21 protein-coding genes and 1 riboswitch are annotated in these 24,970 nt (G+C 65.5%); of the genes, 11 read left to right on the top strand and 10 right to left on the bottom strand.

From position 1 onward, the window contains the following. From BP26_RS28775 to BP26_RS0118305, 5 genes are all read right to left on the bottom strand, one after another. A partial coding sequence (locus tag BP26_RS28775; RefSeq protein WP_084183219.1) for a GFA family protein occupies nucleotides 1-286 on the bottom strand: 286 nt, incomplete at its 3' end. 713 nt (nucleotides 287-999) lie between these two features. Continuing rightward, the gene (locus BP26_RS29645) at nucleotides 1,000-1,503 is read right to left on the bottom strand and encodes a hypothetical protein (protein WP_157572608.1); all 504 of its coding nucleotides are present in this window, start codon (nucleotides 1,501-1,503) and stop codon (nucleotides 1,000-1,002) included. Nucleotides 1,504-1,721: 218 nt separating this feature from the next. Next, the gene (locus BP26_RS0118315) at nucleotides 1,722-2,132 is read right to left on the bottom strand and encodes a DUF6351 family protein (protein WP_029922014.1); all 411 of its coding nucleotides are present in this window, start codon (nucleotides 2,130-2,132) and stop codon (nucleotides 1,722-1,724) included. A gap of 1 nt (nucleotide 2,133) precedes the next feature. After that, on the bottom strand, nucleotides 2,134-3,177 hold the full coding sequence (locus tag BP26_RS0118310) for an SDR family oxidoreductase (RefSeq protein ID WP_029922013.1): 1,044 nt from the start codon (nucleotides 3,175-3,177) through the stop codon (nucleotides 2,134-2,136). A 34-nt stretch (nucleotides 3,178-3,211) separates the two neighbouring features. Continuing rightward, nucleotides 3,212-4,207: an aldo/keto reductase gene (locus tag BP26_RS0118305; RefSeq protein WP_029922012.1), complete on the bottom strand. Its 996-nt coding sequence runs from the start codon at nucleotides 4,205-4,207 to the stop codon at nucleotides 3,212-3,214. Between the two features lie 115 nt (nucleotides 4,208-4,322). Here BP26_RS0118305 and BP26_RS0118300 point away from each other — a divergent pair, with 115 nt between their 5' ends. Further along, nucleotides 4,323-5,360, top strand: a complete 1,038-nt coding sequence (locus BP26_RS0118300; protein ID WP_084183217.1) for an AraC family transcriptional regulator — start codon at nucleotides 4,323-4,325, stop codon at nucleotides 5,358-5,360. Nucleotides 5,361-5,473: 113 nt separating this feature from the next. Here BP26_RS0118300 and BP26_RS0118295 read toward each other — a convergent pair whose 3' ends face one another. Next, a complete protein-coding gene (locus tag BP26_RS0118295) occupies nucleotides 5,474-5,857 on the bottom strand; it encodes a VOC family protein (protein WP_029922010.1) in 384 nt (127 codons plus the stop codon). A 38-nt stretch (nucleotides 5,858-5,895) separates the two neighbouring features. After that, complete coding sequence (locus BP26_RS0118290) at nucleotides 5,896-6,468, bottom strand: PadR family transcriptional regulator (protein ID WP_029922009.1); 573 nt, start codon at nucleotides 6,466-6,468, stop codon at nucleotides 5,896-5,898. 64 nt (nucleotides 6,469-6,532) lie between these two features. Here BP26_RS0118290 and BP26_RS0118285 point away from each other — a divergent pair, with 64 nt between their 5' ends. The 3 genes from BP26_RS0118285 to BP26_RS26880 all read left to right on the top strand — a co-directional run bounded on the left by BP26_RS0118285 (nucleotide 6,533) and on the right by BP26_RS26880 (nucleotide 11,906). Beyond that, entirely contained in the window at nucleotides 6,533-6,943 is a 411-nt protein-coding gene (locus BP26_RS0118285; protein ID WP_029922008.1) for a hypothetical protein, read from the top strand. Nucleotides 6,944-7,234: 291 nt separating this feature from the next. Beyond that, nucleotides 7,235-8,803, top strand: a complete 1,569-nt coding sequence (locus BP26_RS0118280; RefSeq protein WP_029922007.1) for an alkaline phosphatase family protein — start codon at nucleotides 7,235-7,237, stop codon at nucleotides 8,801-8,803. Nucleotides 8,804-9,176: 373 nt separating this feature from the next. Continuing rightward, nucleotides 9,177-11,906 carry a sensor domain-containing protein gene (locus BP26_RS26880; RefSeq protein ID WP_084183215.1) on the top strand — a complete coding sequence of 910 codons (2,730 nt, stop codon included), beginning with the start codon at nucleotides 9,177-9,179 and terminating at the stop codon, nucleotides 11,904-11,906. Between the two features lie 134 nt (nucleotides 11,907-12,040). Here BP26_RS26880 and BP26_RS0118270 read toward each other — a convergent pair whose 3' ends face one another. Further along, nucleotides 12,041-12,646 (bottom strand): TMEM175 family protein, encoded by a 606-nt coding sequence (locus BP26_RS0118270; RefSeq protein WP_029922005.1) that lies wholly within the window; start codon nucleotides 12,644-12,646, stop codon nucleotides 12,041-12,043. A 65-nt stretch (nucleotides 12,647-12,711) separates the two neighbouring features. Continuing rightward, entirely contained in the window at nucleotides 12,712-13,701 is a 990-nt protein-coding gene (locus BP26_RS0118265) for a sodium:calcium antiporter (protein WP_029922004.1), read from the bottom strand. Between the two features lie 57 nt (nucleotides 13,702-13,758). After that, a riboswitch (yybP-ykoY riboswitch) is annotated at nucleotides 13,759-13,908 on the bottom strand. A gap of 112 nt (nucleotides 13,909-14,020) precedes the next feature. Here BP26_RS0118265 and BP26_RS0118255 point away from each other — a divergent pair. The 3 genes from BP26_RS0118255 (at nucleotide 14,021) to BP26_RS0118245 (ending at nucleotide 18,476) form a co-directional block, all read left to right on the top strand. Next, nucleotides 14,021-15,397, top strand: coding sequence for an FAD-containing oxidoreductase (locus BP26_RS0118255; RefSeq protein ID WP_029922003.1), 1,377 nt, complete (start codon nucleotides 14,021-14,023; stop codon nucleotides 15,395-15,397). 81 nt (nucleotides 15,398-15,478) lie between these two features. Continuing rightward, nucleotides 15,479-16,342, top strand: a complete 864-nt coding sequence (locus tag BP26_RS0118250) for a class I SAM-dependent methyltransferase (protein WP_029922002.1) — start codon at nucleotides 15,479-15,481, stop codon at nucleotides 16,340-16,342. A 1,030-nt stretch (nucleotides 16,343-17,372) separates the two neighbouring features. Further along, nucleotides 17,373-18,476, top strand: a complete 1,104-nt coding sequence (locus BP26_RS0118245; protein WP_169740740.1) for an OprO/OprP family phosphate-selective porin — start codon at nucleotides 17,373-17,375, stop codon at nucleotides 18,474-18,476. Here the strand turns inward: BP26_RS0118245 and BP26_RS27820 are convergent. Further along, the gene (locus BP26_RS27820; RefSeq protein WP_084183213.1) at nucleotides 18,466-19,833 is read right to left on the bottom strand and encodes a S8 family serine peptidase; all 1,368 of its coding nucleotides are present in this window, start codon (nucleotides 19,831-19,833) and stop codon (nucleotides 18,466-18,468) included. The genes BP26_RS0118245 and BP26_RS27820 overlap by 11 nt on opposite strands. Before the next feature lie 125 nt (nucleotides 19,834-19,958). Here BP26_RS27820 and BP26_RS0118235 point away from each other — a divergent pair, with 125 nt between their 5' ends. From BP26_RS0118235 to BP26_RS26870, 4 genes are all read left to right on the top strand, one after another. Continuing rightward, nucleotides 19,959-20,471, top strand: coding sequence for an RNA polymerase sigma factor (locus BP26_RS0118235; RefSeq protein WP_029921999.1), 513 nt, complete (start codon nucleotides 19,959-19,961; stop codon nucleotides 20,469-20,471). Next, nucleotides 20,468-21,223 carry an anti-sigma factor family protein gene (locus BP26_RS0118230; RefSeq protein ID WP_157572606.1) on the top strand — a complete coding sequence of 252 codons (756 nt, stop codon included), beginning with the start codon at nucleotides 20,468-20,470 and terminating at the stop codon, nucleotides 21,221-21,223. Before BP26_RS0118235 ends, BP26_RS0118230 begins: the two co-directional genes overlap by 4 nt. Before the next feature lie 62 nt (nucleotides 21,224-21,285). Next, nucleotides 21,286-21,645, top strand: coding sequence for a JDVT-CTERM system glutamic-type intramembrane protease MrtJ (gene mrtJ / locus BP26_RS0118225; protein WP_029921997.1), 360 nt, complete (start codon nucleotides 21,286-21,288; stop codon nucleotides 21,643-21,645). Nucleotides 21,646-21,852: 207 nt separating this feature from the next. Beyond that, nucleotides 21,853-24,954 carry a choice-of-anchor D domain-containing protein gene (locus BP26_RS26870; protein WP_036517331.1) on the top strand — a complete coding sequence of 1,034 codons (3,102 nt, stop codon included), beginning with the start codon at nucleotides 21,853-21,855 and terminating at the stop codon, nucleotides 24,952-24,954. Nucleotides 24,955-24,970: the final 16 nt, after the last annotated feature.

The following is a 24,970-nucleotide window of genomic DNA, read 5'->3' as shown; positions in this document are numbered from 1 at the left end:
CCGGAACCACGAGGAGTGTGCCGTTCATCTGAAGGCTCGGAAGTGCCGATCCGCAGATTGAACAAAAGGATCTGCTGTGCTGCGTCGACGGTAGGGTGAACTGCGTAGCTTTCTCCTGTCCAGAGAGCCATCTCAACGCGGCTTTGGCAGTGAATAAATTTGCGGCGTGCGCCGAACCCGTATCTTTGCGGCAGTATTCGCAATGACACAGGTAGAAGCGTTCAAAGTCTCCGTCGATTTCAAACCTGACAGCCGCACAAAGGCAAGAACCGGAATGCTTGGTCACGTAGCGTGCTCCTCTGTCGCCCTACGCTGAATGAACCACATCGGCTGGAATCGCTTTTGCGGTTCAACAGGCCTCCACTCTACTTCTGAGCCGATCCCGATTTCCAACTCCAGTGGCTGCCGCATTTGGCTGCTCGGGAGCGGTCGTTCACCAAGGGTGGCTTCGGGCCGACTGCCGACAGCGTAGGCCCCGCGCCTGTTGCTAGGCAACACGGGGGCGAGAGAGCCCAGCAACCAAGCCGCCTAAACCGGCACAAAGGCCGGCGATTACTACCACCGACACACCTGCACCAACCAACTGAACAGCTGTGATTGTCCCCACCGGCGGGCGGCCAGGCCCGAGCGCCCAGGAAATGGCCCACCCAAGCGTGGCATCAGTGACGCCAACCGCAAGACCTACCAACACGCTAAAAGCGCGACTCTTGGCGCGAGCGGCAAAGAATCCAGCCGCAGCGTAAATCACGAACGAGCCTATGCTCGCTCTCCCATAAGGAAAGCCAAGGATCAGCAAACCGATGGAGGCAGCGGTATCGAATCCGATGACGGCTAGGATGCTAAGAAGCAGTATGTTGCGAGGTCTCATGTTGTTTCGATAAACCCACTTATGCGGCGAGGTCTGTTTCTCTGAAGCGGCCGTTGGTCAGCGCCAGCTCGGGGCCGGCTGCCGACCCGACGAGGTTTTGGTGCGAACCACTCTCCCCGACAGGCTCACATTCAGTTGCTAGGTGGGGCGTCGGAGCACCGCGCACTCATTTTGTAGTGCTCCCGGCCCGTTAGCCTGCCTACGCTAATCCAAAGCGCGGCCGGGCCAGTGTAGTCCTTAGAAAATGGCTTGTTAAATCGACCAATCAATCGAACCCTAGAATCTTTAAGCGATTCGACCTCAAAGTATTCAGTGCTGCGGCTACCTTGCTTGACGCCCAATATCCGAATGTCTTCACACCATGCTGTGGATGTCGGCTCGTTGGCGAGCAACCAGCCAGCAGTTGCCCCAGTTGCTGCAAGCAGTATTGCCGTGAGAAGCCGATTTGCCGAACGCTGGCTCTTAGGCTCCCCTGGATGCTGTTCTGATACGGGGTCTGTAGCCCCGCGGGCCTTTAACTCCAGAAGAAGGTTCGCCAAATTACGCGGATAGCGTTGCCGATCAATATTCAAGCAGGACTCGCGTAACTGCTCAAGAGTTCGGCTCTTATAGTCGATGTCGCCGTCTTCGATCATGGAACAAATTTTAGTCCATAACGGGGTCGCAGGCCGCACAGCACGATCTATGGTGGGCCACATCTCTCCGAAGCAGGCGTTCGTGAACGTCGCCTACAGCCCCCCAAACCTGCCGCTCGGGAGGGACCGCTCTGGGCCGCCGCCTGCCGCCGATTGTACCGCCGGCCACGGCGTGCCAGATGCTGCCGGTTGTGGTTCGAACCGACGAACCGATGCAACTACCATGAGGCTCCGGAACCCGCCGGAGGGAGCGGAAGTTGCGCCCCTTCGACAACCGGCCCGCCCGCGAAGTCCACGAACGTCATCCACGGTTGGGCCAGCTGCCGGCCCGTACCAGAAGCGGAATAGTCACACACGCCGTTCGGGAACAGCGACCGAAGCGCTGACCACTGCGCGTCGGTCAACGTCACGGCGTAGGAAGCGCGGTCCAGGGGCTTCAGGACGCACTCGATGGCATCGTCGGTAATGGCCTCTCCGGCAGACATCCTGGGCGATCCGTCCGCGGCGCCCGTGCATTCGGCCATGGTTAGTCCCGTTCCGTCCCCGCCGTTGCAGCGATCATTGGCCGTGGCGGGGCGATCGTCGATGATCTTCTTCGCAAGGTCGGTGTCGCTTGGGTCGCTCTTCACCTCAGTCAGCCACTGATCTGCTGCCGACCAGGCCGAGCCGGACCAGGCTCTCCGCGGTCGCGACAATGGCGTCTTCCCGCGAACGCGGCGTCCAGCCGAGCAGCCGCCGGGCCTTCTCGTTGGTGGCGTCCAGCTTCAGGCCCAGAATCGGCAAGATCGACTTTACGGCGGGGTCTCTGAGCGCAGCCAGGCGCACCACCCAGTTTGGAATGACGCGCGTCGAAACCTTGTCGGCGGCAAGCCCCATGCGACGCTGCAGCACCTCGGCAATTTCGACCATCCACATGCTTTGGCCGGTGACACCCAGGAAGCGTTCGCCCGCCGCGGCGGGATCGGTCATGCATCGCAGATGCAGGTCCGCCAGGTCGCGCACGTCGACCACCCCGGTGTTGATCTTCGGGCAACCCCGTTGGCCGTCCATCAGGTTCTTGATCAACCGGATGGAGTGCGAGTAGTCGGCGCCCAGGGCGGGCCCCAATACCGTCACCGGATTTACGGCGGACAGCTCCAGGCCACGCCCTTCACGGGCGATGAACTCCCATGCCGCGCGCTCGGAGAGTGTTTTCGATTTCTGGTATGGCGCGACGTTGCCGCCCAGGTCGCTCCAGTCGCTCTCGTTGAACGGCCGATTCGTCGGCTTATGGCCGACACCGACCGCGCCGAAGGCCGATGTCAGCACGACCCGTTTGACGCCAGCATCCCGTGCGGCACGCAGCACCCGCAGGTTGCCATCGACTGCGGGCTTGATCCAGTCCTCTTCGTGCACTTGGTCGCCCGAAGGCGTCGGCGATGCGCCGTGCATCACGTAGTCGCACCCCTCGGTCGCCTCCGCCCAGCCGCGGTCGGCGTCCAGGTTCGCGGCGACGAAGCTCAGCTGGTCACCAGGTTCGGCGCCGCCGACCTTCAGATTTGCCCGCACTTCGGCTTCCCGCGACAGGGAGCGGACGGTGGTCCGCACGCGATACCCTGCATGCAACAGCGCCAGCATGCAGTGCTGCGCGATGAATCCGGTGCCGCCGGTCACCAGTACCAATTTGCCGTTCACGACATTCTCCTGAATTGCCTGTAGTTCCGGTGGTTCAGCGATCGATCGTCGCCATGACCCAGTCGGGATAGCGATTGCCCGAAACCGTTCCCGCAGCCAGGGCGTCGTCGAGCTTGCGGACCTCGGCCGCATCGAGGCGGATCTCCGCCGCCGCCACGTTCTCCTCCAGGTAAGCCCGGCGCTTGGTACCCGGGATGGGCACGATCCCGTCGCCCCGGTGCAGCAGCCAAGCGAGGGCGATCTGGCCGGGCTTCACGCCCTTGCCCGTGGCGATGTCCGCAACGACTCGCGCCGCCGCGACGTTGGCATCGTAGTTCCCGCCCTGGTAGCGGGGATCGTTCCGCCGCGTATCGCCTTCGGGATACTCTTCCGCGCGCTTCACGCCGCCGGCGAGAAAGCCGCGGCCCAGCGGGCAGAACGGCACCAGGCCGATGCCCAGTTCGCGCAGGAGCGGGATGATCTCCGGCTCCAGGTTCCGTTCCCACAGCGAGTATTCGCTTTGCAGGGCCGAGACCGGATGCACGGCATGCGCGCGGCGCAAGGTGGCGGCACCCACTTCGGAGAGACCGAAGTAGCGGACCTTGCCTTCGCGCACCAGCTCTCCGACCGTGCCGGCGACGTCCTCGATCGGCACCTTGCGGTCGATGCGGTGCTGGTAGAGCAGGTCGATGTAGTCCGTTTGCAGGCGCCGCAGCGAACCTTCCACCGCGCGGCGGATGCTGGCGGGGCTGCTGTCGGTTTCGGCGCCGACTTGGCGCCCATGCTCGAAGCGGAAGCCGAACTTGGTGGCCAGGACCACCTGGTCCCGGCGGTCATGAAACGCCCGACCCAGCAGTTCCTCGTTTTTGAATGGCCCATAGCCCTCGGCGGTGTCGAAGAAGTTGCAGCCGAGTTCGATTGAGCGATGCAGGGTGGCGAGCGATTCGGCTTCGTCCGCCGGGCCGTAGGACTGGCTCATGCCCATGCAGCCGAGGCCTATGGCCCCGACTTCCAGACCCTGAGTGCCAAGACGTCGTTTTCTCAATGTCATGCGTGCTGCTCTCTAATCGATCAGGAAAGGCGCCATGGGCGTCGGCTTTTCGCGTCTACGGCATCCGGCGATTCGCGAAGTGGCGCTAAGGTAACGCCGCAAGTCCGGATTTTGAATGCTTGAACGTACGCATTACTTGCGCGATAGTACGGCCATGCTTACCGATCCCTTTTCCGAGGTCCTGAAGTTCGTCAACGCCGAGTCCCTGGTCACAGGGGGCTTCACCGCCGGGGGCTCCTGGGCGATCCGCTTTCCGGTGCCCAAGACCATCAAGTTTTTCGCCGTGGTGAAAGGGGGTTGCTGGGTTTCCATCGATGGCCTGGAAGAGCCGTTCCGCTTCGAGGCCGGCGATGTCGGCCTTCTGGCGGCGCCGCGATCGTTCATGGTGTCCAGCGAGCCCGGTGTCGTGCCCGTCGACGCGATGAGCCTGTTCTCCGGCGCGGGCAGGACGACGGCGATGCTCGGCGACGGCAAGGACTTCGCCTACATCGGCGGACATGTGCTGCTGGATCCGGGCAGCGGCCGGCTGCTTTCGGATGTTCTGCCGCCGTGGATCCACATCCAGGCGGCATCACCGCAGGCGGCGACCTTCCGCACCTTGCTGGATCAGCTTGTCGAGGAGCGGGCCACCGGGCAGGCCGGCGCGCAGCTCGCTTCGGCGCACCTGTCCCAGCTGCTCTTCATCCAGATCCTGCGCGCGCAACTCAAGACTTCCGGCCCGATGCCCGCGGGCTGGCTCAGGGCGCTGGGCGATCCTCGCATCGCTCCCGCCCTGCGCCTGATGCACGGCGACCCGGGGCGCGCCTGGCGTCTTGAAGAGCTCGCAAAAGCGTCCGCCATGTCCAGGACAACGTTCGCTTTCCACTTCCGGGAGATCGCGGGCGTTGCGCCGCTGGCTTATCTGACGCAATGGCGCATGCGCCTGGCCGAAAGGGCGCTGCGGGAGGAAACCACCCCGGTTGCGGTCGTCGCCGATTCTCTCGGCTATACGTCCGAGAGCGCCTTCAGCAATGCCTTCAAGCGCGTAACCGGCAAGTCGCCAAGGGCGTTCCGGAGCGGTGCGCGGAACTCCGGACCTCAAATTGCCGGACGCCCGGGCAATGACCCGCCTTCATTGGGAGCGCATGACGGCGCCGAGGCCCGGCAATTCTGATTCAGGAATTGGCGGCAAGTTGATCCAGCGCCAGCGCAGTACCAGCAACCCAACCCGTAGGGCGGCTCCGCGACCCGCCTTCCGCCACAGGCGGAACCTGCACTCCCTCAAACTCAATCGAGCGCGCTGATCATCACGTAATACCCATCAGGATCCCGCAACGCAAACTCCCGGGTCCCCGTGGCCGGATTCACCTGCGGCTCCTCCTCCAGCCCGCCGGGAAACGCACGCGCCCTGGCCAGCGCCGCATCAAAATCATCCACCCGAAAAAACAACAGCAGCCCATTCCCGGGCTCCGCATGGTCGGGACTGTTCAGGGAGGGATGATCGTGCGCACCCCACTGATGCAGGCACAACAACACCGTTCCGTCCGTATCGACAAGCTGCCCGAAGTAATCATGCGCCGGCAGCGCTTCCGCCTGGCCGAATAGCGCCTGATACCACCTGAAGCTGCACGCAACATCGGCAACGCCAATAATCGTCCACGTCCGCTTCATCGCTTTCTCCTGCCGCAACCTCATCCGGCCCGCCGCGATTAATCCGCGGCTGCCAGCCGCCGCGGATCCGCCACATCCCGCACGCGCCCACCCTCCACATCCTTCAGCACCCCTTGCAGCCAGCGGCGATCGAGCCGGCGCTGCTGATCCAGATGCTCCATCAGGTGCAAGCCACCGGTCGCCAGGTGCGGCTGAAGCTGCGGCCGCAGCGTCGCGATCTCCGCAATCGATTCGTTCAGCCGCGCAATCCTCTGCCGCAGCGCCGCCGCCACCTGCTCCAGATCGGCCAGGTGCAGAAACAGCATCGCCGCATACAAGGTTTCGCAAACCGGCCCGTCGGCCTCGAACTGCGCCTGGAGCAACTTCTGGAAGCGCGCCTGTCCCTGCGCCGTGATCCGGTACACCGTGCGCATGCCGCCGCGCTTCACCGCCTCGCGCCCCATCGCCTTGATCAGCTTGCCGCCCGCCAGCTGGCGGATCGCGTAGTACAGCGTGCCCACGTCCACGTCGACGTAGCACTCCACCATCGCATTGCTCAGCCGCCGCTTGATTTCATAAGGGTGGAAGTCGCCCCGATACAGCACCCCCAGGATCAGTAGCTCGGCTTTCATAGTTGGATTATAGTATTACAAACAAACTAATCAATCATGGATTTTCAGCTTCGAGGAGAGATCGATGAAACGGACCCTGTTTGCGGTGATCGCGGGCGCTGTCGTGTGGGTGGTGGTGGTCTCGCTGCTCGACCGGCTGCTGCGTCTGGGCATCCCCGGCTACACCGCGGCCGAGCCCACGTTCGCCTTCACCCTGATCATGATGCTGGCGCGTCTCGGCATCGGCGCCCTGAGTTCCCTGGCCGCGGGCGCCGTCGCCGCGGCGGTCGCGCGCTCCCCGGCACGCGCGCCATGGATCACCGGCGTGATCTTCCTGGTGCTGTTCGTGCCGGAGCACATCAAGATTGGCAACGCCCTGCCGCTCTGGTACCACCTGAGCTTCCTGCTGACCCTGGTACCCTTGTTCTGGGCCGGCGGCCTGTTGGCGCGCCGTCCGGCAGCTGCACCAGCGGCCGGGATTTCAGCAGGCGGGTAAGTGGGAATTCCATCTGGAATTTCCCTGGATATTCCCAGGGAAATTCCAGGCTTCGATCCCTTTCGATTCATCCCGCCGCCGCACATACCCCGTACCGGCGGCCGACGCAACACTACGCAACACTTCTGTCATCACGCCGCAAAATCGCCGAAGATAGAATTTCGGTTTCCAGAAGCGCGCCCTGACCCAGGCCACAGCCCGCGGTCGCCGATGGCCGGCCAGCCCGGTCAATCGGTACTTTCTAGTACGAAGCGCGTCACGGACGTTCGGATTACTTTCTCGGGGGCATCAATGAAGAAGAACGGCTTTTCACGGCGCACTTTCCTGGGCGGCTCCGCCGCGGCGGCAATGGTCGCGGCCACCCAGGGCCTCGCCGGCTGCGGCAGCTCCAGCAGCATCAACGGCGGCAACAGCAACGGCGCCCCGGGCGACCTGCCCGATCCCACCCGCCCCGCCGGCACCGCGGACGACGCCCTGCCCTTCGATCACGTCGTCATCGTCATGATGGAAAACCACTCCTTCGACAACTACCTCGGCATGCTGCCCCTGCGCGGCCAGCCCCTCGCCGACGGCTTCATGTTTGACGACAACGGCCTGCCGCTCAATACCAACCCCCTCAACGGCGGCTACCAGCGCGCCTTCCACATGCCCAGCACCTGCGCGCCCAACAGCGTCACGCAGAACTGGAACTCCAGCCACAAGCAGATCAACGGCGGCCGCATGGACGGCTTCGCCGGCACCAGCATCACCGCCATGGGCTACTGGGACGAGAAGGACATCCCCTTCTACTACTCCATGGCCAAGACCTTCTGCGTCGGCAACCGCTGCTTCGCCTCCGCGCCCTGCCAGACCTACCCCAACCGCCGCTTCCTCTATTCCGGCACCGCGGTGGGCGACATCTCCACCAGCAGCGACTCCCTGTCGCTGCCCTATCCCGCCGGCGGCACCCTGCCCGACATCCTCAACAAATACGGCATCACCTGGCGCGACTACTTCACCGACCTGCCCAATCTCGCCGTCATCCCGCAGATCCTCGAACGCAATCCGCTGAACTTCTCCCCGGTCCTCCAGTTCTATCTGGACTGCGCCGCCGGCACCCTGCCCGCCGTCTCCTTCGTCGATTCCGACTTCGGCCTGGGCCCGACCATCGGCTCCCTGCTGTTCGACAAGCTCAAGTCCACTCCCAACCTGCCTTCGGCAGTCGCCGCCGTCCTCGACAACCTCGATGAAACCGTCGAATCGCTCGGCGGCAGCGAGGAAAACCCGCAGGACATCGCCTACGGCGAAGCCTTCGTCTCGCAGGTCGTGCAGGCCGTGATGGCCTCACCCAAATGGTCGCGCACCCTGCTCGTCTGGACCTACGACGAACACGGCGGCTACTACGACCACGTCCCGCCCGCCTCCGTCTCCGCCCCCGACAACATCCCGCCCATGCTCGCCGCCACCGACATCCCCGGCGCCTACAACATCACCGGCATGCGCGTCCCCACCGTCGTCGTCTCGCCCTACAGCAAGCCCAACGCCGTCACCAACGTCGTCCACGACCACACCTCCATCATCGCCACCATCCGCGCCAAGTGGAACCTGCCCGCCCTCACCTACCGCGACGCCCAGGCCACCACCCTCGCCGACTTCCTCGACCTCACCTCCCCGCCCGCCTTCCTCAAACCGCCCAAACTCGCCGCCCCCTCCACCCCCACCTTCGGCCTCGGCGGCTGTGACGCCATCCCCCAGCCCATCATCCAGCCCATGCCCGACGCCCTCGGCGCCTCCCTCACCCAGGCCACCCGGCAGGGGCCCGGCCAAAGGATCGTCGCGGCCCATCCGAAAAACTGGAAGCCGGACCGCCTGATCGGCTGACCGCTCGCGCGAAGCGGGCGCAGGACACGACAAGCCCTCCCTGAATGTCTTGCTTCGCAACGCATTCAGGGAAGCGAAGCCTGTTGCGCCGAATGATGATCTGATCGTTAACCGGGAGGGCGGCCACCACCGCGCGCATCCTCGCGCCCCGGCTACTTCCAGGTGCGGCTGGCGCATCCGTTGACCCAGATCAATGCCGCACAGCAGGTACACGGGCACGCTTCAAAATCGGATTCCCGGTCGACGCCACAAAGCAACAGATAGCTACCGGGAGATTCACCAACACAGAGGCAGCGCAATCTAGGGGGCGGAGATTCCAGGTCCCAGGCCCACGGTTCACCGGATACCTTCCAGGCAATCCAGCGCCATCGACATGATCCAGCCCACATCTTCCAATCTTCCGCCCGGCACCCCGGGGTATCACCCGCTGGACCAGGTGCTGGAAGCCTCGGGCGCCGGAGTCTGGAAGTACGAGCTGGGGTCGGGGCGCCTGGTGTGGAGTGGACGGATGAAAGCCATCTTTGGCTTCCCGCCGGACGGTCCATCGCCCACCCAGGCGCAATTTCTCCAGTCCCTGCACCCGCAAGATCGCCCCGCCGTGGAGGCTGCGTTCGGCGCCGCCTTGCATGACCATCAAGACTACGCATTGGAATATCGCATCACCTGGCCCGACGGCAGCGAGCACTGGATTGAGTCGCACGGGCGCGGCGAATACGATGCCAGCGGCGAACCGTTGAGCCTCATGGGCGTGGCGCGCGACATCTCCCAACGCAAGCAGGCGGAGCTGGCCCCCAAACAGAGCGAGGAGCGCTTCCGCGCATTGGTGGAGTCCACCTCACAAGTGGTCTGGATCGCCAGTCCGAAGGGGGAATTGCTGGAGCTTTCGCCGGCCTTCGAACGCTATACCGGCCTGGACCCGCTGCACGGGGCCAGCGCCGGCTGGAATGCGGTGACGCATCCCGATGACCGCGACCGCACCATCGCCGCCTGGACGCGTTGTGTCGCCAGCGGCGAACCGTACGAGTGCGAGTTCAGGGCGCGCGTTGCCGACGGCACCTACCGCCGCCTGCGCTCCTACGCCGTGCCGTTGCACTGCGCCGATGGCAGCATCCGCGAATGGATCGGCACCGCCACCGACATCGAGGAAGGCAAGCAGGCCGAGGAAGCGCTGCGCCGTGCGAACGAGGAGCTGCGGCAAAACGTCACGCAATTGCGCGAGGCGGAGCGCGCCACACAGCGGCTCAATCGCGTCTACTCCGTCCTGTCCGGCATCGATGCATTGATCATTCGCGCGCACAACCAGGCCGACCTGTTCGAGGGGGCTTGCCGCATCGCCGTCGGCCAGGGGCAGTTCCTGCTCGCCTGGATCGGCATGGTCCGCGGCGACCGCATCGTTCCGGTCGCCGTGAATGGCAAGAACGAAGGCTACGTCGAGGAAAACATTCACATCAGCCTGCGCGGCGACGATGCCTCCACCCGCGGCCCCACCGCCACCGCCCTGCGCGAGCGGCGCCCGCGCGTGTGCAACGACATCGCCGCGGATCCCGATTTCGCACCCTGGAGAGAAGCGGCCCTGCGGCGTGGTTTCCGTTCCAGCGCAGCCCTGCCCCTGCTTTCCGAAAACAGGCTGGTCGGCTGCATCTGCCTGTACGCAGCCGAAGCGGGCTTCTTCGACACCGGCGAGATGAAGCTGCTGGAGGAACTGGCCGACGACATTTCCCATGCCCTGGACTTCATCGCCCACGCCGAGCAGCTCGACTACCTGGCCTACTACGACGGGCTCACCGGCCTGGCCAACCGGCACCTGTTCAGCGACCGCCTCGATCAATTCGCGCAGGCGGCGCGGCAAACAGGCGACACCTTCGCCATCATCATGCTCGAGCCGACCAACTTCAAAAGCGTCAACGAAAGCTACGGCATGGCGGCCGGCGACGAGCTGTTGCGCAGAATGGCGCGGCGCCTGCGGCATTTTGCCGGCGGCAACAGCCGCCTGGCGCGCGTCGGCGGTGATCGGTTCGCCTGCATCGTGCCTGACTTCCATGCCAGCAACCACGCCGGCGCCCTGCTGCGTGAACGCGTATGGGAGGGCATGAGCCGCCCCTACAAGGTGTCGGGACAGAAGACACGCATTTCGGTGCGGATCGGCATCGCCGTGTTTCCGGGCGACGGCAACGACGCCGAGCGCCTGCTCCAGAACGCGGAGGCGGCGCTGAAGAAGGCCAAGGTCCTGAACGAGAACGTCCTGTTCTACACCCAGCAAATGAGCATAGCGCTGAAGGAGCGCCTGCACCTGGAAGGCCGGATGCGTCATGCCCTGGAACATTCCGAATTCGTACTGCACTACCAGCCCAAGCTCAATGTGCGCAGCGGCGCCATCTGCGGCACCGAGGCGCTGCTTCGCTGGAACAACCCGGAATTGGGCCTGGTGCCGCCGGCGAAATTCATGGAGCTCCTGGAAGAAACCAGCCTGATCGTCAAGGTCGGCCGCTGGATCCTGCATCAGGCCGCCGCGGATCAGCTCGCCTGGCGCGGCGCCGGCCTCGATCCGCCGCGCGTGGCGGTGAACATATCGCTCCTGCAACTGCGCCAGCCCGGCTTCGTCGATGAAGTCCGTACGGCGATCAACGACAAAGGCCTGGCGGCGTCGGACATGGAGCTGGAAGTCACCGAGTCCATTCTGTTGCCCGACATGGAGCGCCACGTAGCCAAGCTGCACCAGCTACACAGTTTGGGCGTATCCATCTCCATCGACGACTTCGGCACCGGCTACTCCTCCCTGTCACGCCTGCTCACCCTGCCGGTGGACGAACTCAAGATCGACCGCTCCTTCATCGTCGACATGATCGAGGATGCCGACATGCGCAACATCGTCTCCACCATCATCTCCCTGGCGCGCTCGATGCACCTGAGGGTAGTGGCGGAAGGAGTCGAGTCCCTCGAACAACTTGATTGCCTCGACCGGCTTTGCTGCGACGAGTTCCAGGGCTACCTGTTCAGCCCACCGGTGCCGGCCGCAGAATTCGCGGAAATGCTGCGGCAGGGACGGCGCATGCCGCGGCAGCGTCCGGCGCCCTCGACGCAGTCCACCGCGACCGACCTGTAACCCGCAAGGCAAGTCCGGCGGGCCGCAGGCGCAATCAGCCTGTCCCGAGTGCGTTGCGAAGCAATGCATATCGAGGGATGAAAACGCATTACGCCGAATGAAGACCAATCGTCAATGACCAAGGCCCCACGCCCTCACTGCGCCCGCCGCTCCCCGGCCTCCTGCTCCACCAGCACCCGCTCCATCCGCCGATCCGGTACCAGCCAAAGCAGCGCCGCGGCCACGAAGAAGGCCAATCCAACATAGGCATGATCCAGCCCCGCCGCGATCACCCCGACCAGATAAAACAGCGGCGAGGACTTGCCCTTCTTGTCCGGCCCGATGGCCCTGGCCAGCAGGCTGTCCGGCCCATGCAGCAGCACCAGGCGGGTTTGCAGGATGTACCAGGCTAGCGCGCACAGCATCAGGTTCAGCCCGTACAACATGGTGGGCCAGCGGCCGAAATGGTTTTCACCCATCCAGCCGGTGGTGAACGGCAACAGCGAAAGCCAGAACAGCAGATGCAGGTTCGACCACAACACCGACCCGCTCACCCGACGGCTGGCCTGCATCATGTGATGATGATTGTTCCAGTAGATGCCGACGTAGGCGAAGCTGAGCACATAGCTCAGCGACACCGGCCACAACGGCAGCAGCGCGGACAGCTCCTCCCCGTGCGGCACCTTGAGCTCCAGCACCATGATGGTGATGATGATGGCCAGCACGCCATCGCTGAAGGCCTCCAACCGGTTCTTCTCCATGGGTCATCTCGCTGATCGTGAGGGAATCCAGGCACCCCCGCCTGGCGGGATCATGATAACCGCCTCTAGCGCATCAGCACGACGATCGCGATGAACACCCCATAAAGTCCGAACAAGGGAATCAGCGCCCTGGCATCCACCCGCCGCCGCAGGAACAGGCTCAGCAACACCCCCACCGCCACCGCCGTCACCACACCCGCTGCCACCAGGTCCCGCGAAAACAGCCAGGGCGTGAAGAACAGGCCCAGCGCGCTCGGCACCGTGGCCTGGATCATCATCGCGCCCGAGATGTTCGCCAGCGCCAGCCGCTCCTTGCCCTGCCGCACCCAGATCAGCGCATTCATCGTTTCCGGCAACTCCGTCGCCACCGGGCTCAGCAGCAGGGCCACCAGCTGCGCCGGCAATCCCGCCCACACGCCGATGGCTTCGAGCTGCCCCACAAACACCTTCGACGCCACCGCAATCACCGCCAGCGCCAGCAGCGTCTGCAACAGCGGCCAGTACAGCGTCGGATCGCCCTTTGGACGCAGCTTCAGCGGCTCCAGCGCCTCCTCGCTGTGATCCTGCACACCCATCAACTCGCTGCGCAGGTAAATGGCATACGCCAGCAGGAACAGCGCACCGAGCCAGGGCTTGTAGCTGAAGGCCACCAGGCCCAGCACGATCTTGACCGCGAAAATCGCCAGGAACCACCCCTGGTCGCGGCTCAGGCGCCGCGTATCCGAAGCCACCGCGTGATCGACGCGCCCCAGCCGGCGGTGATTCCACACCAGCGCCAGCCCCACCACCGCATAGGACACCGTCGCCAGCACCAGCGGCCCGCCGAGCGCCGCGCCCACGCCGATGTCCTTCTGCGCCGCATCCCGCCCGAAAACCACCGCGACGAAAGTCACCGCGCTCTCCGGCAAGGCCGTACCGAAGGCCGCCAGGATCGTGCCGGTGGCGGTCTCGCCGATGCCGAGCTTGCGCCCGACCCATTCGATGCCGTTGACGAAGAACTCGCAGGCGAAATAGATCACCGCGGCGGAGCCGAGGAACAGCAGCACAGTCAGCATTTGATATCGACGGGGCTTGGCGAGCGGATGACCGATGGCGAACGGACGCCGCTCGCCAAGCCCGGTGAGTGCGCCGCTGCCAAAGGTCTCGCCAAGAACAGCGACCGGAACGGTCGCGGAACCAACCGCGCCATGAACGCCGAAGCGCTCAAGGATGTTGACGCGGCTCCCTCCTGAAGAGGGCGGCTACTCCCCGATGACTAACGAGTCGGAGCATACCATCCGCCCGGAAAGCCGGTCCAGTGGGCCACCGCCGCCGACAAGTCGCTGCATACTGCCGGGGTCATCACCACCAAAGCCCACCAAGGAAGGTTCCCCCATGCCCCTCTCCTTCGACGCCATCCTCATCGGCACCGGCCAGGCCAATCCCGCCCTGGCCGCGCGCCTCGACGCCGCCGGCATGAAAGTCGCCGTCATCGAGCGCGACAAATTCGGCGGCACCTGCGTCAATACTGGCTGCATGCCCACCAAGACCATGGTCGCCAGCGCCTACGCCGCCCACATGGCCCGCCGCGCCGCCGACTACGGCGTCGCCATCGGCGGCGACATCCGCGTCGACATGCGCCGCGTCCACGAACGCGCCCAGGCCGTCGCCCACACCTCCAGCGGCAACGTCGAAAAATGGATGCGCGGCCTCAAGCACGGCCAGGTCTTCCACGGCCACGGCCGCTTCCTCTCGGCGAACACCGTCGCCTTCGGCGAACAGCAACTCACCGCCCCGCAAATCTTCATCGATGTCGGCGGCCGCGCCCAGGTGCCGTCGTTGCCCGGCCTTGAGCGCCTGCCCTACCTCACCAACAGCAGCATCATGGAAGTGGATTACCTGCCCGAACACCTGCTCATCGTCGGCGGCAGCTACGTCGGCCTCGAATTCGCGCAAATGTTCCGCCGCTTCGGCTCGCAAGTGACGGTGATCGACCGCGGCCCCGCCCTACTGCCGCGCGAAGACCCGGACGTCTCCACGGCCGTGCGCGACATCCTCAGCGCCGAAGGCATCACCATCGAATCCGCCGCCGACTGCCTCGCCCTTGAAGGCGAGCCCGGCCACATCACTGTCACCGCCTCCTGCGGCAGCGCGCAGCGCCGCTTCAGTGGCAGCCACCTCCTCCTCGCCGCTGGCCGCGAACCCAACACCGCCGATCTCGGACTCGAAGCCGCCGGCGTGCAACTGGACAGGCGCGGCTTCATCCAGGTCGACGAACAATGCCGCAGCAACGTCCCCGGCATCTGGGCCTTGGGCGAATGCAACGGCCGCGGCGCCTTCACCCACACCGCCTACAACGACTACGAAATCGTCGCCGCCGCCGTCTTCAACGAAGCCCCGCGCCGACTCTCCGACCGCATCCCCTGTTACGCCCTGTTCATCGATCCCCCGCTCGCCCGCATCGGCCTCACCGAAACCGAAGCGAAGAAACAGGGCTACCGCCTGCTCGTCGGCACCCGCCCCATGACCCGCGTCGGCCGCGCCGTCGAACGCGGCGAAACCCTGGGCTTCATCAAGATCATCGTCGACGCCGACAGCGAGAAGATCCTCGGCGCCTCCATCCTCGGCATCGGCGGCGACGAAGCCATCCACTGCCTGCTCGACACCATGTACGCCGGCGCCGCCTACAAAACCGTCGCCCGCGCCGTACACATCCACCCCACCGTCTCCGAACTCCTGCCCACCGTTTTGCAGGACCTGCATCCCGCCTGAGCCGGCGAACCCCGCCCGCCTCTACGCGTTCGCTACTGTACGCCGCGTCATTCCAAGCCCCACACCGGAACCCGAAGCAAAGTGAGCAACACCAAAGCCCCCCTGCTGACCCTGCCAGTCCACACCGCACTGCTGGCCGCGCGCGCCGCGGGCCAGCCCAGCGTCGACCTCTCGCTCGACCTCGGCCGCACCATCAGCACCGCGCAGATCGGCGCAGGGGAATGGACCTGGAACGGCCGCAGCTTCCCTTACATGGAAGCCTGCAAGGACCGCACGATCTACCACTGGGACGGCGACAGCTTCCAGCCCATCTCCCGCTTCACCACCTCGTTGATCAAGCTCGTCCCCACCGAATGGGGCCCACCCACCTTCGAGATCGACGGCATCAAGATGCTCCCCACCGCCCACGTCTCGCCCTACGCTGACGCCGAGCGCAAGGTCAATCTCATCCAGCCCCGCGGCAAAACCATCCTCGACACCTGCGGCGGCCTCGGCTACTTCGCCGCCTGGTGCCTGCAAGGCCAGGCCCAGAGAATCCTCTCCTGCGAAAAGAACCCGGACGTCATCTGGCTGCGCACCCTCAACCCCTGGTCCCCCGACCACAGCGGCACCGCCCCATCCGCCGCCGCCCTCACCCTCAGCAACGCCGACATCACCCAATACATCGCCACCCTGCCCAACGAATCCGTCGACGCCATCCTCCACGACCCTCCGCGCTTCGGCATCGCCGGCGAACTCTACTCCCAAATTTTCTACGACCAGCTCGCCCGCGTTCTCAGACACAAAGGCAAACTCTTCCACTACACCGGCACCCCCAACAAACTCACCACCCGCCGCGACGTCCCCAACGAAGTCGCCACCCGCCTCCAACGCGCCGGCTTCACCACCGACCTCAACGGCGACGGCATCCTCGCCACCAAGAGCGCACGCCCGACACAACGCTGATCACGCAGCGAACACCAACACCTCATCGTCATTCCGGCGAAAGCCGGAATCCAGGCATCGGTGAACCTGCCACTGAGGTGAACTCGGTTGGGACACCGAAACAACAAGCTGCATCCCGCAAGGCAGAACAAGCCTGTCCCGAGTAGCCCGCTTCGCGAGCATCTCGATGGGCGAAGCGCATTCCGGTGAAGTCGACCAACTCTTCCGATCAAACATGACGGGGCAGAATGAACCACCCGGCGTTCCATCCCTTGTGTGGCGATCGACCGAAAGGTCCTGCCAAAAGCAGCCGTTCAGGTTAAAAAATTGGCCGATCGTAAGCAGCCGCTCGCGGCTTCAGGTTCAGGGGCGCCCCATCTCTTGTCATGGGCTTTCGTGGCTCCGGTCGTCGGATCGACCTCCATCAGAGTTAGGCCGGGAGGCGAAATAGTGGTGGCGTGCCGATCGGCACCACCCCGAAGTTGCAGTCCGTTGCATGCGCCGCAAACGACGCGGCCAGTCCAGTTGCAAGAAGTAACTTCCTCATAATGTCACCCTCCAGTCACAGGTTTCGTGCTGGGCTCGCCAATACGCTTCGTGGCCCATTCATAGGTCATCCTGGACGGAATCTCCCAATTTGCGATTCGCGGACGGCCGCTGGTCGGGGGGGTTGGAATCGCGGATGTCTCCCAATGCTTGTCTCGAATCTCAACCCAGCAGAGCTGGAGTCGGGTGCCGCGCGCCAGCATCGCCCTTGCGACAACGACGAATGGAATTTCCGGTGCATAGATTCAGATGATGGGCCTTCTGGCTGAATTGGGCCCCAGTTGACCCAGGTCATAGCTTTGAAGCATCGGCAAAACCGACAATTGGAAAATTGGCTTCAGAGGGGCGATGAACTGCATCGACGTCCGGAATGCGAGATGAGATTCGCAAGCAATTGGTAGATTGTCCCAAGCTGCGATCCGCAGCATCTTCGCCGTGGAGGTGTTTTCTTGAGTGTTGCCTGGTGCCGGCGGGCGCTGCTTGGTGCTTGCTGCTCGGGTGGGCAGTGCCGCCGAACGTTCTTGCCTACGAGCTCACGCGGGGCGAAACACAATACGGCCTATACGATGTGCAGGCGTACGTTCGCGTCCAAGACGACGCGCTGCTTGTCAAGAGCCTGGGAGGCGACGCGCCGGCTACCGTCGACATACGCCGCAATGCCTTGCGGCGGGCGCGCCTGGGCTTGCGGCTGCGTTGGCACGACGACTGGTACTTTCGCGTGGCCGGCAATTTCGCGCACCGTCCGTCCTTGCGCGATCTTTGGCTGGAATACCGCGGTTGGCCAGTGCGAGTCGAACTGGGACGCTTCCCTGAACCTTTCAGCCTGGGTGAATCGATCAATTCCACGGACACGCTGCTGGTGGCGCGACCCTCGCCGACATTTCTCGGGCCGGACTATGGATTCGGCGCCGGTTTCAACTACCGCGGCGACAACTGGGGTTTGTCCAGTGGCATCTTCAGCCGCAGCGCTGGCTACGCGTTGTCCGGCAAATATCCGGAAAACGCATTGAGCCTGCGTGGTACGTGGAGACCGTTGCGGGGCGAACTGGGCTTTCTGCACCTGGGTGCCAGTACCAGCTTTCGCGAAACAGCCATCGGTTCAGGCGTGCAGCTGTTCGGCAGCGGCGAGACGGCATTGCTTAGCGGGTTGTCGCCACGCTCGTCGTTGCAGCTGCAAAGTGACCGCTACCGCCTGCTCGGCGGCGAAAGCGCGGTGCGCCTGGGGCCCGTGCTGGTACTTGCCGAGTACATCCAGGCGCATGTGAGCGGCGGGCCGAGCTGGAGCGGCGAGTATGTCGAGGCCGGCTGGTCGTTGACCGGAGAACGACGGAGCTACTCCACCCGCTATGGCACGGTTGGCGGCATCACGCCGAACCAGCCCGTGACGCTCGGCGGTTATGGCGCCTGGGAGTTGGCGGCGCGCTGGAGTGCGACCGATCTCCGCTCCGGCGGAGGTGATCGCGGCAGCGTGATTTCACTGGGCCTGAACTGGTACCCGGCAGATTCCTTGCGCATCAGTCTAGCCGCCCAGAAAATGCGGCGCAGCCTGGCTGACGGCACCGAGCGCGATGCCAGTGTGGCGCAACTGCAGTTCCAGCTCAGTTTCTAGTGTCATGCGCTCCGCCAGTGGCATCAGGCAACACCGCTGCGACACAGCCGTGCGTCTGCAACAAGGCGGCGGCGCCTGTTTGCTTTATCGCGCTGCCGCCGGCAGGAGGCGCGGACTGGTGCAATTGCTGCTTCCATTCCGCAGGCGAACGCAGCGGTGCCGCGGCGCGCAGCAACGCGAGGGCGGCACTTACATAAGGTGCGGCAAACGAGGTTCCGTCGACAAAGCGGCCGCGGCCATCGGCGCCGGCCGACCAGATGTGTACGCCCGGCGCGGCAACGTCGATGTATTCGCCCCGGTTGGCCTTCGCATAAATCTGCCCATCTTGATCCAGCGCGGTCACCGCAATGGTTTCAGCATAAGCCGCCGGATAGCGCGGCGGGCCATCCGGCCCAAGGTTGCCGGCCGCAGCGACCACGACGACGCCGTGCTGCACCGCGCGTCGCACGGTCTCGTGCAACACCAGGTTATCCGGACCGGCGATGGAGACATTGACGACGTCGGGTTGCTGCGTCACCAGCCAGTCCATGCCGCGCGCCATGGCCACCGCGTCGGTCGACTCGCCCCGTCCACGGCTGAAGTCAAAGACGTTGGCCGCCAGCAGTGTCGCCTTCGGCAGCAAACCGGAAAATCCGGCTTCGGCTTTGCCGGCGAGGATGGTTGCCACTTCGGTACCATGCTCGGCACCTTCCGGCGTGGCACCGGAATTGCCGAAATGCTTCTGCCGCAAGTGGCTACCGTCGAGTGCCGGGCTGGATTTCTCTACGGCGGTGTCGATCAGTCCGATACGTACTGCGTTGTTGCAGCCGCCCGGCGGCCAGCCGATCATTTTCTGCGGCTCGCAACGGATGCCGGCGCAAGCCGGCTGGCCAGCGGCCTGCGCATACACCGGATCGACGTCATAGGCGCCGGACGGGTCGGCCTGGCGCAGGCGCAGCAACGCCTGCCGCGGCGGAATGCCGCCTGGCGTGGACAGCTGCGTCAGGCGGAACCCAAGGCTTTCCAGGCGTTCCTCCTCAATCACCCGGAAGCCGAGCTTGCGCACCTCCTTGCGGGCCTGCTCGGTGATGTCAATGGCCAGCACCACGTCCGGCTCGGTGTCGAAGCCCAGGTCGGCTCGGCTCTCTTCGCGCCCGGATTCGCGGTCGCCGCTGTTATCGGTTTCTCGCTCGGACTCGTGCTCGTGTTCGCGCTCACGGTCGTTGCTTTCCTGTTCGCGTTCGGTTTCCTTGTCGTCCTGCGCCTGCGCCGATGGTGTGGCGCCGAGCAGCAGCGCGGCGAACTGGCAAGGTGCGTTGAACATCGCACCGCCGATGGTGGAGAGCAACGACGCAAGCGCCAGCCTTCTCAGATTCATCGGTTAATTCCCCCAGGTTGTACAGGATTAAACGGAACGGCCTGCAATAAAGTTCATGGAATAAATTCCGCTGGCGCACGTTCTGCAATCAGACGCCTGCGAAGCATACGCCACCGCCGATGACCATGGACTTCAAGACCGAGCTGACGGCGCTGCTGCCACGCTTGCGGCGCTTCGCCCTGGTCAGGACCGGCTCTCTGGATGCGGCCGACGACTTGGTGCAGGCAGCTTGCGAGCGCGCATGGGTGGCGCGGGATACGTGGAAACCGGGAACGCGGATGGATAGCTGGATGTTCACAATCATGCAAAACCTGCACATCGACGAAATCCGTACCGCCGCCACGCACGGCATCCGCGAGAGTGCCGAGACGCTGGAGGTGGTGCCGGATCAGCGCTGGTCGCAAGGGATGGAAGCCGGGCTGGCGCTGGAACAGGTTGCGCGGATCATGAAACAGCTGCCCGAATCGATGCGTGTGGTGCTGGCTCTGGTGCCGATTGAAGGGCTCACCTACCAGGAGGCGGCGGATGTGCTCGGCGTGCCGGTGGGCACCGTGATGAGCCGTCTGGCAAGGGCTAGATCCGAATTGATGCGCCGACTGCAAGCGGGTGCCGGCGAAGCCGGATGGGTGGCTACATGAGCACGCATGACTGGAGCGACGAGGTGCTGATGGCCTACGCCGATGGCGCCTTGCACGCGCCTGACGCGGCGCGCGTGCGCGAAGCCACCGCTGCCGACCCGGAAATAGCCGCGCGCATCGACATGTTCCGGGCATCGGGGCGCCTGCTGCGTGAGGCGTTCGGTCCGGTGCTGCGGCAGCCCGTGCCGCAGCGCCTTTGCGATGCCGTGCAGGCCCTGGGCAGCGAGGCTGTCGTGCGCCCTGAACGGGGAGTCCGCGCCGGCAGGCGCCGGCGTGCGGCCATGGTTGTATTGGCCATTGCCGCCACGGTGCTCGGCGTGATGATCACCCTGCCGGGCCTGGAACGGCGTGGCCGCGATACACCCGCCAGCCTGCTGGCAGCGACGGGCCCATTGCCGGCAAGCCTGAACGACACACTCGATCGACTGCCGAGCGGCGAGGTGGGACACCTGACTCTTGCCGCGCGCGAAGTGGAAGTACTGCCACTGGCGAGTTACGACGAGGCCGGCGTGGTCTGCCGGGAATTCGATCTGAAGGTTCCGGCCGCATCCGGCGAGTCCTTGCGCGGCGTGGCCTGCCGTGACGCCAATCGCTGGGTGCTGCGCTCCACGCCTGAGTCCATGCCGAAGCCCGCCCTTGGCGATGGCTATGAAACGGCGGCCGGCGGCGGCGAGCTGGCCCCCCGTCTCGGACTGCATCGACCCTTGTCCGGAGAAGAGGAGCGGCGGCTGATGGCGCGGGGTTGGCGCTAAGGCATCGCTTCAGCGCACCTCCACCGGATATCGCGACGCGGGCAATCGCCATGAATTCACCCATGCAAGCCACCTCATGGAATCAGCCTCTGCTGCTGTCGCTGCTCGCGGCGGCGGTTCTGGAGGAGATCGTGTTCCGCACCGGCATCCAGGAGACCCTGTTGCGCGTCTCGGCCGATCTGCCGCTGCTGCTGCGGCGCAAGGGTTTCTGCTCCGCACCCAATCTGGCGACCGCCCTGGTGTTCGCACTGGCGCACGGCCTGGCCCGCTCCTGGTGGCTGGGCCTTGCGGTGATTCCGCCTGCCCTGAGCCTGGGCTGGCTATACGAGCGCCGGCGCAGCCTGTGGCGCTGCATCGCGCTACACGCGGCGATGAACTGCGCGTGGTTCCTGGCCGCCAGCCGGTACAGCACCCTGTCCTGAGCACCGATCGTCACCCGCCGTTCATCGGTTGGTGCCCGCCGCCGATCCCTGCGCTGGAATAAAGACGCACGCGCCCCGTTGTGCCCATGACGTCCGGCCGCAACCCGTGCCGGGTCCAATCAACGCCAAGGCAAAACAATGAGTACTTTCTCACTGATGCGGGGACCGCATGGTCGCCGCCCCCGGGTACGAGGATTCCGTGCCGTGATGGCCCTGGTGGTAGTAGCAGCCTTGAGCGCGCCGTCGGCCTGGGCCGCCAGCGCGGCGAACGGCAAGCTGCTCTACAACAACACCCCGGGCGGCGGCGGCACCTCCTGCGCCAACGGCTCCTGCCACGGGCCGGACCCGACGCAGAACAACAACAACATCCAGAGGGGCGCCAACAATCCCACCGTTATTCAGAACGCCATCAACAACGGCAAGGGTGGGATGGGGATTTACCAGGGCACGCTCAGCGCCAGCGACATCGCCGACATCGCCGCGTACATCGGCAATCCCGCGGCCGCCAACGGGCCCAACGCCGCGGTTTCGCCGGCCGCGCTGAGTTTTCCCTCCACCGCGGTCGGCGCCAGCAGCGCCAGCCAGACAGTGACCCTGTCCAACACCGGCGGTGCAGTGCTGTCCATCAGCTCGATCGCGGCCAGCGTTGCCGACTTCAAGGTGGCCGGGGGCACCTGCGCCGCCGCCGGCAGCGTCGCCGCCGGCGGGAGCTGCAGCGTGCTGGTGACTTTCAGTCCCGCAAGCAGTGGCAGCCGCACCGGCAGTCTTACCATCGCCCACAACGCACCGAACTCGCCCAGCAGCGTCGGCCTCTCCGGCACCGGCACGGCGGCGCAGGCGACCATCTCGCTTTCCGCAAGCTCCTTGACCTTCGCCGCGCAGGCGGTAGGCTCCAGCAGCGCAGCGCAGAGCGTCACCGTCCGCAACAGCGGCGCCGCGGCGCTGAATTTCAGCGCCATCACCGTTGGCGGCAGCAACGCGGCCGACTTCAGCCGCGGCGGAAGCTGCGCCGTCGGCACCGCGGTGGCTGCGGGCGGGAGCTGCACACTCAGTATCACCTTCACGCCCCAGGCCGCCGGTTCGCGCATCGCATCGGTGAGCCTTGCTTCCAACGCCAGCAACGGCGCGCAGACGCTGAATCTCAGCGGCAGCGGCAGCGCGGTACAGCCGGCGGCCAGCGCGTCGCCGCTGTCGCTCAGTTTCGGCTCGGTGGTGGTGGGCCAGCAAAGCGTGGCACAGACCGTCACGGTCAGCAACGGCGGCAATGCCGCGTTGCAACTTGCCGCCATCGCCACCAACAGTGCCGACTTCGCGGTGTCAGGCGGCAGCTGCGCCGTGGGGACGCCGGTCGCCGCGGGCGGCTCCTGCACCGTGCTGCTCAAGTTCCAGCCGCAGGCGACGGGTAGCCGCAGCGGCACCCTTTCGATCACCCACAATGCGGCCGGCAGTCCGTCCACGGTGGCCCTGTCCGGCAGCGGCACGGCGGCCACGCCGGTGGCGCAGCTGGCGCCCGCCACCTTGAACTTCTCCGAGACGGTGGGCACGCCCTCGGCAGCGCAGACGGTGATCCTGAGCAACACCGGCACGGCACCGCTAGCGCTCAGCGCGGTGGCCCTTGGCGGGGCCGACGCCGCCGACTACACCATTGCCTCGGGCAGTACCTGCGCCGCGAGCGGCAGCGTCGCCATCAACGCCTCGTGCATCGTGAAGATCGTCTTCACGCCGGGCGCGCAGGGCGCGCGTGCGGCGGCGCTGAGCATCACCCACGACGCCGCCGGAAGCCCGTCGCAGGTGACACTCAACGGTACGGGCACGGCGGTGCCGATGCCGCAGCTGTCGGTCAACGCCGTGTCACTCAGCTTCCCGGCGCAGGCCATCAACACCAGCAGCGCAGCCAAGACGCTGACCGTGAGCAACAGCGGCTCCGCCACACTCAGCTTCAGTACCATCGGCATCGGTGGTGCCGACGCCGGCGATTTCGCCATCGTGCCTTCCAGCGGCGACTGCGCCGTCGGCGGCAGCCTGGCGGTCGGTGCCAGCTGCGCCATTAATCTGGGCTTCAGGCCGACCGTCAGCTCCGGCACCCGCAGCGCCGGCTTGAACATCGGCTCCAACGCCGGCAACAGCAATGTCACTGTCAGCCTCAGCGGTATCGCAGCGCCACCAGCGGCACCCGCAGTGGTGTTCGCGCCGGCGAGCCTGGACCTGGGCAGCGAGACCGTCGGCGTCACTTCCGCGGCGGCGAGCGCGACACTGCGCAATACCGGCTCGGCGCCGCTGGCCATTAGCGGACTCAGCGCCGGCCCGGCGCAATTCACGCTGCTCCACAACTGTCCGGCCAGCCTTGCCGCCGCGGCGAGCTGCACGCTGCAGCTGAGCTTCACGCCGTCCACGGTTGGTGTGCTGAACGGCACCGTGACCCTGCTCAGCAATGCCGCCACTTCACCCGACAGCCTGGCTCTGACCGGTACCGGCGTGCAGGCGCTGGCTCCCCGCCTGGGCTGGACCAGCGGCAATAGCATGAGTTTCCCCGACACCAGCGTGGGCACGCCGTCCACGGCGCGATCGATCAGCCTGTCCAACCTGGGCAATGCTCCCGCCGCGATCCAGCAATTGCAGATCGCTGGCGCCGACGCGGCGGACTTCGCGCTCGACCCCTCAGGGACCTGCGCCGCGGGCGGCAGCCTGGCGGCCGGCAGCGCCTGCACCATAGCGGTGGTGTTCTCCCCCGGCGCCGCGGGGCTGCGCAGCGCGAATCTCAATGTGGTGTCCAACGCCACCGGCCTTACGCCGGCGAGCCTTAGCGGCAACGGTGTCGCCGGAGGCGCCCCGGCGCTGAGCCTGTCGCCGACCGCGATCTACCTCACCGGACCGACCAACGCGCCGCTGCAGCCGCAAGCTCTGGTCCTGACCAATTCGGGCGCCGGCGTGCTGCAGGTGACGAAGGTCGCGGCGGCCGCACCGCTGCAGGTGATGGACGCATCCACACCGGGCGGCGGCACCTGCCCGCCGGCGCCGTTCAGCCTGCAGCCAGGATCGTCCTGCACGCTGATGGTCGGCGCGAGCGGTCCGGTCAATACGCAACAGCTGCAAATCAGCAGCAATGCCGGCGCCGCGCCGAGCGTGGTGAGCGTATCCGGTACGCCGCTGACCAACGCCGGTGCCGGCGGCTGCTCGATCGCACCGCCCGATCGCCCGGGCGACCCGCTATGGGCCGTGATGCTGGCTGCCGCCGCGCTGGCGCTATGGCGGCGCCGAGGGGCTGAGTTCCCGTCGCGCATCCAACGCAAATTTCCACTCGATCGGTAGTTGCAACCCAGGAGCC

It is taken from the genome of Nevskia soli DSM 19509, from assembly GCF_000711955.1.
GTDB lineage: Bacteria > Pseudomonadota > Gammaproteobacteria > Nevskiales > Nevskiaceae > Nevskia > Nevskia soli.
This window is presented reverse-complemented; position numbering and strand designations above follow the sequence as displayed.

Coding starts and splice junctions, on each gene's coding strand:
- BP26_RS29645 (WP_157572608.1), bottom strand. CDS start 1,503: ATGATCGAAGACGGCGACATCGACTATAAGAGCCGAACTCTTGAGCAG.
- BP26_RS0118305 (WP_029922012.1), bottom strand. CDS start 4,207: ATGACATTGAGAAAACGACGTCTTGGCACTCAGGGTCTGGAAGTCGGG.
- BP26_RS0118300 (WP_084183217.1), top strand. CDS start 4,323: ATGCTTGAACGTACGCATTACTTGCGCGATAGTACGGCCATGCTTACC.
- BP26_RS0118295 (WP_029922010.1), bottom strand. CDS start 5,857: ATGAAGCGGACGTGGACGATTATTGGCGTTGCCGATGTTGCGTGCAGC.
- BP26_RS0118290 (WP_029922009.1), bottom strand. CDS start 6,468: ATGAAAGCCGAGCTACTGATCCTGGGGGTGCTGTATCGGGGCGACTTC.
- BP26_RS0118285 (WP_029922008.1), top strand. CDS start 6,533: ATGAAACGGACCCTGTTTGCGGTGATCGCGGGCGCTGTCGTGTGGGTG.
- BP26_RS0118280 (WP_029922007.1), top strand. CDS start 7,235: ATGAAGAAGAACGGCTTTTCACGGCGCACTTTCCTGGGCGGCTCCGCC.
- BP26_RS26880 (WP_084183215.1), top strand. CDS start 9,177: ATGATCCAGCCCACATCTTCCAATCTTCCGCCCGGCACCCCGGGGTAT.
- BP26_RS0118270 (WP_029922005.1), bottom strand. CDS start 12,646: ATGGAGAAGAACCGGTTGGAGGCCTTCAGCGATGGCGTGCTGGCCATC.
- BP26_RS0118265 (WP_029922004.1), bottom strand. CDS start 13,701: ATGCTGACTGTGCTGCTGTTCCTCGGCTCCGCCGCGGTGATCTATTTC.
- BP26_RS0118255 (WP_029922003.1), top strand. CDS start 14,021: ATGCCCCTCTCCTTCGACGCCATCCTCATCGGCACCGGCCAGGCCAAT.
- BP26_RS27820 (WP_084183213.1), bottom strand. CDS start 19,833: ATGAATCTGAGAAGGCTGGCGCTTGCGTCGTTGCTCTCCACCATCGGC.
- BP26_RS0118235 (WP_029921999.1), top strand. CDS start 19,959: ATGGACTTCAAGACCGAGCTGACGGCGCTGCTGCCACGCTTGCGGCGC.
- BP26_RS0118230 (WP_157572606.1), top strand. CDS start 20,468: ATGAGCACGCATGACTGGAGCGACGAGGTGCTGATGGCCTACGCCGAT.
- mrtJ (WP_029921997.1), top strand. CDS start 21,286: ATGCAAGCCACCTCATGGAATCAGCCTCTGCTGCTGTCGCTGCTCGCG.
- BP26_RS26870 (WP_036517331.1), top strand. CDS start 21,853: ATGGCCCTGGTGGTAGTAGCAGCCTTGAGCGCGCCGTCGGCCTGGGCC.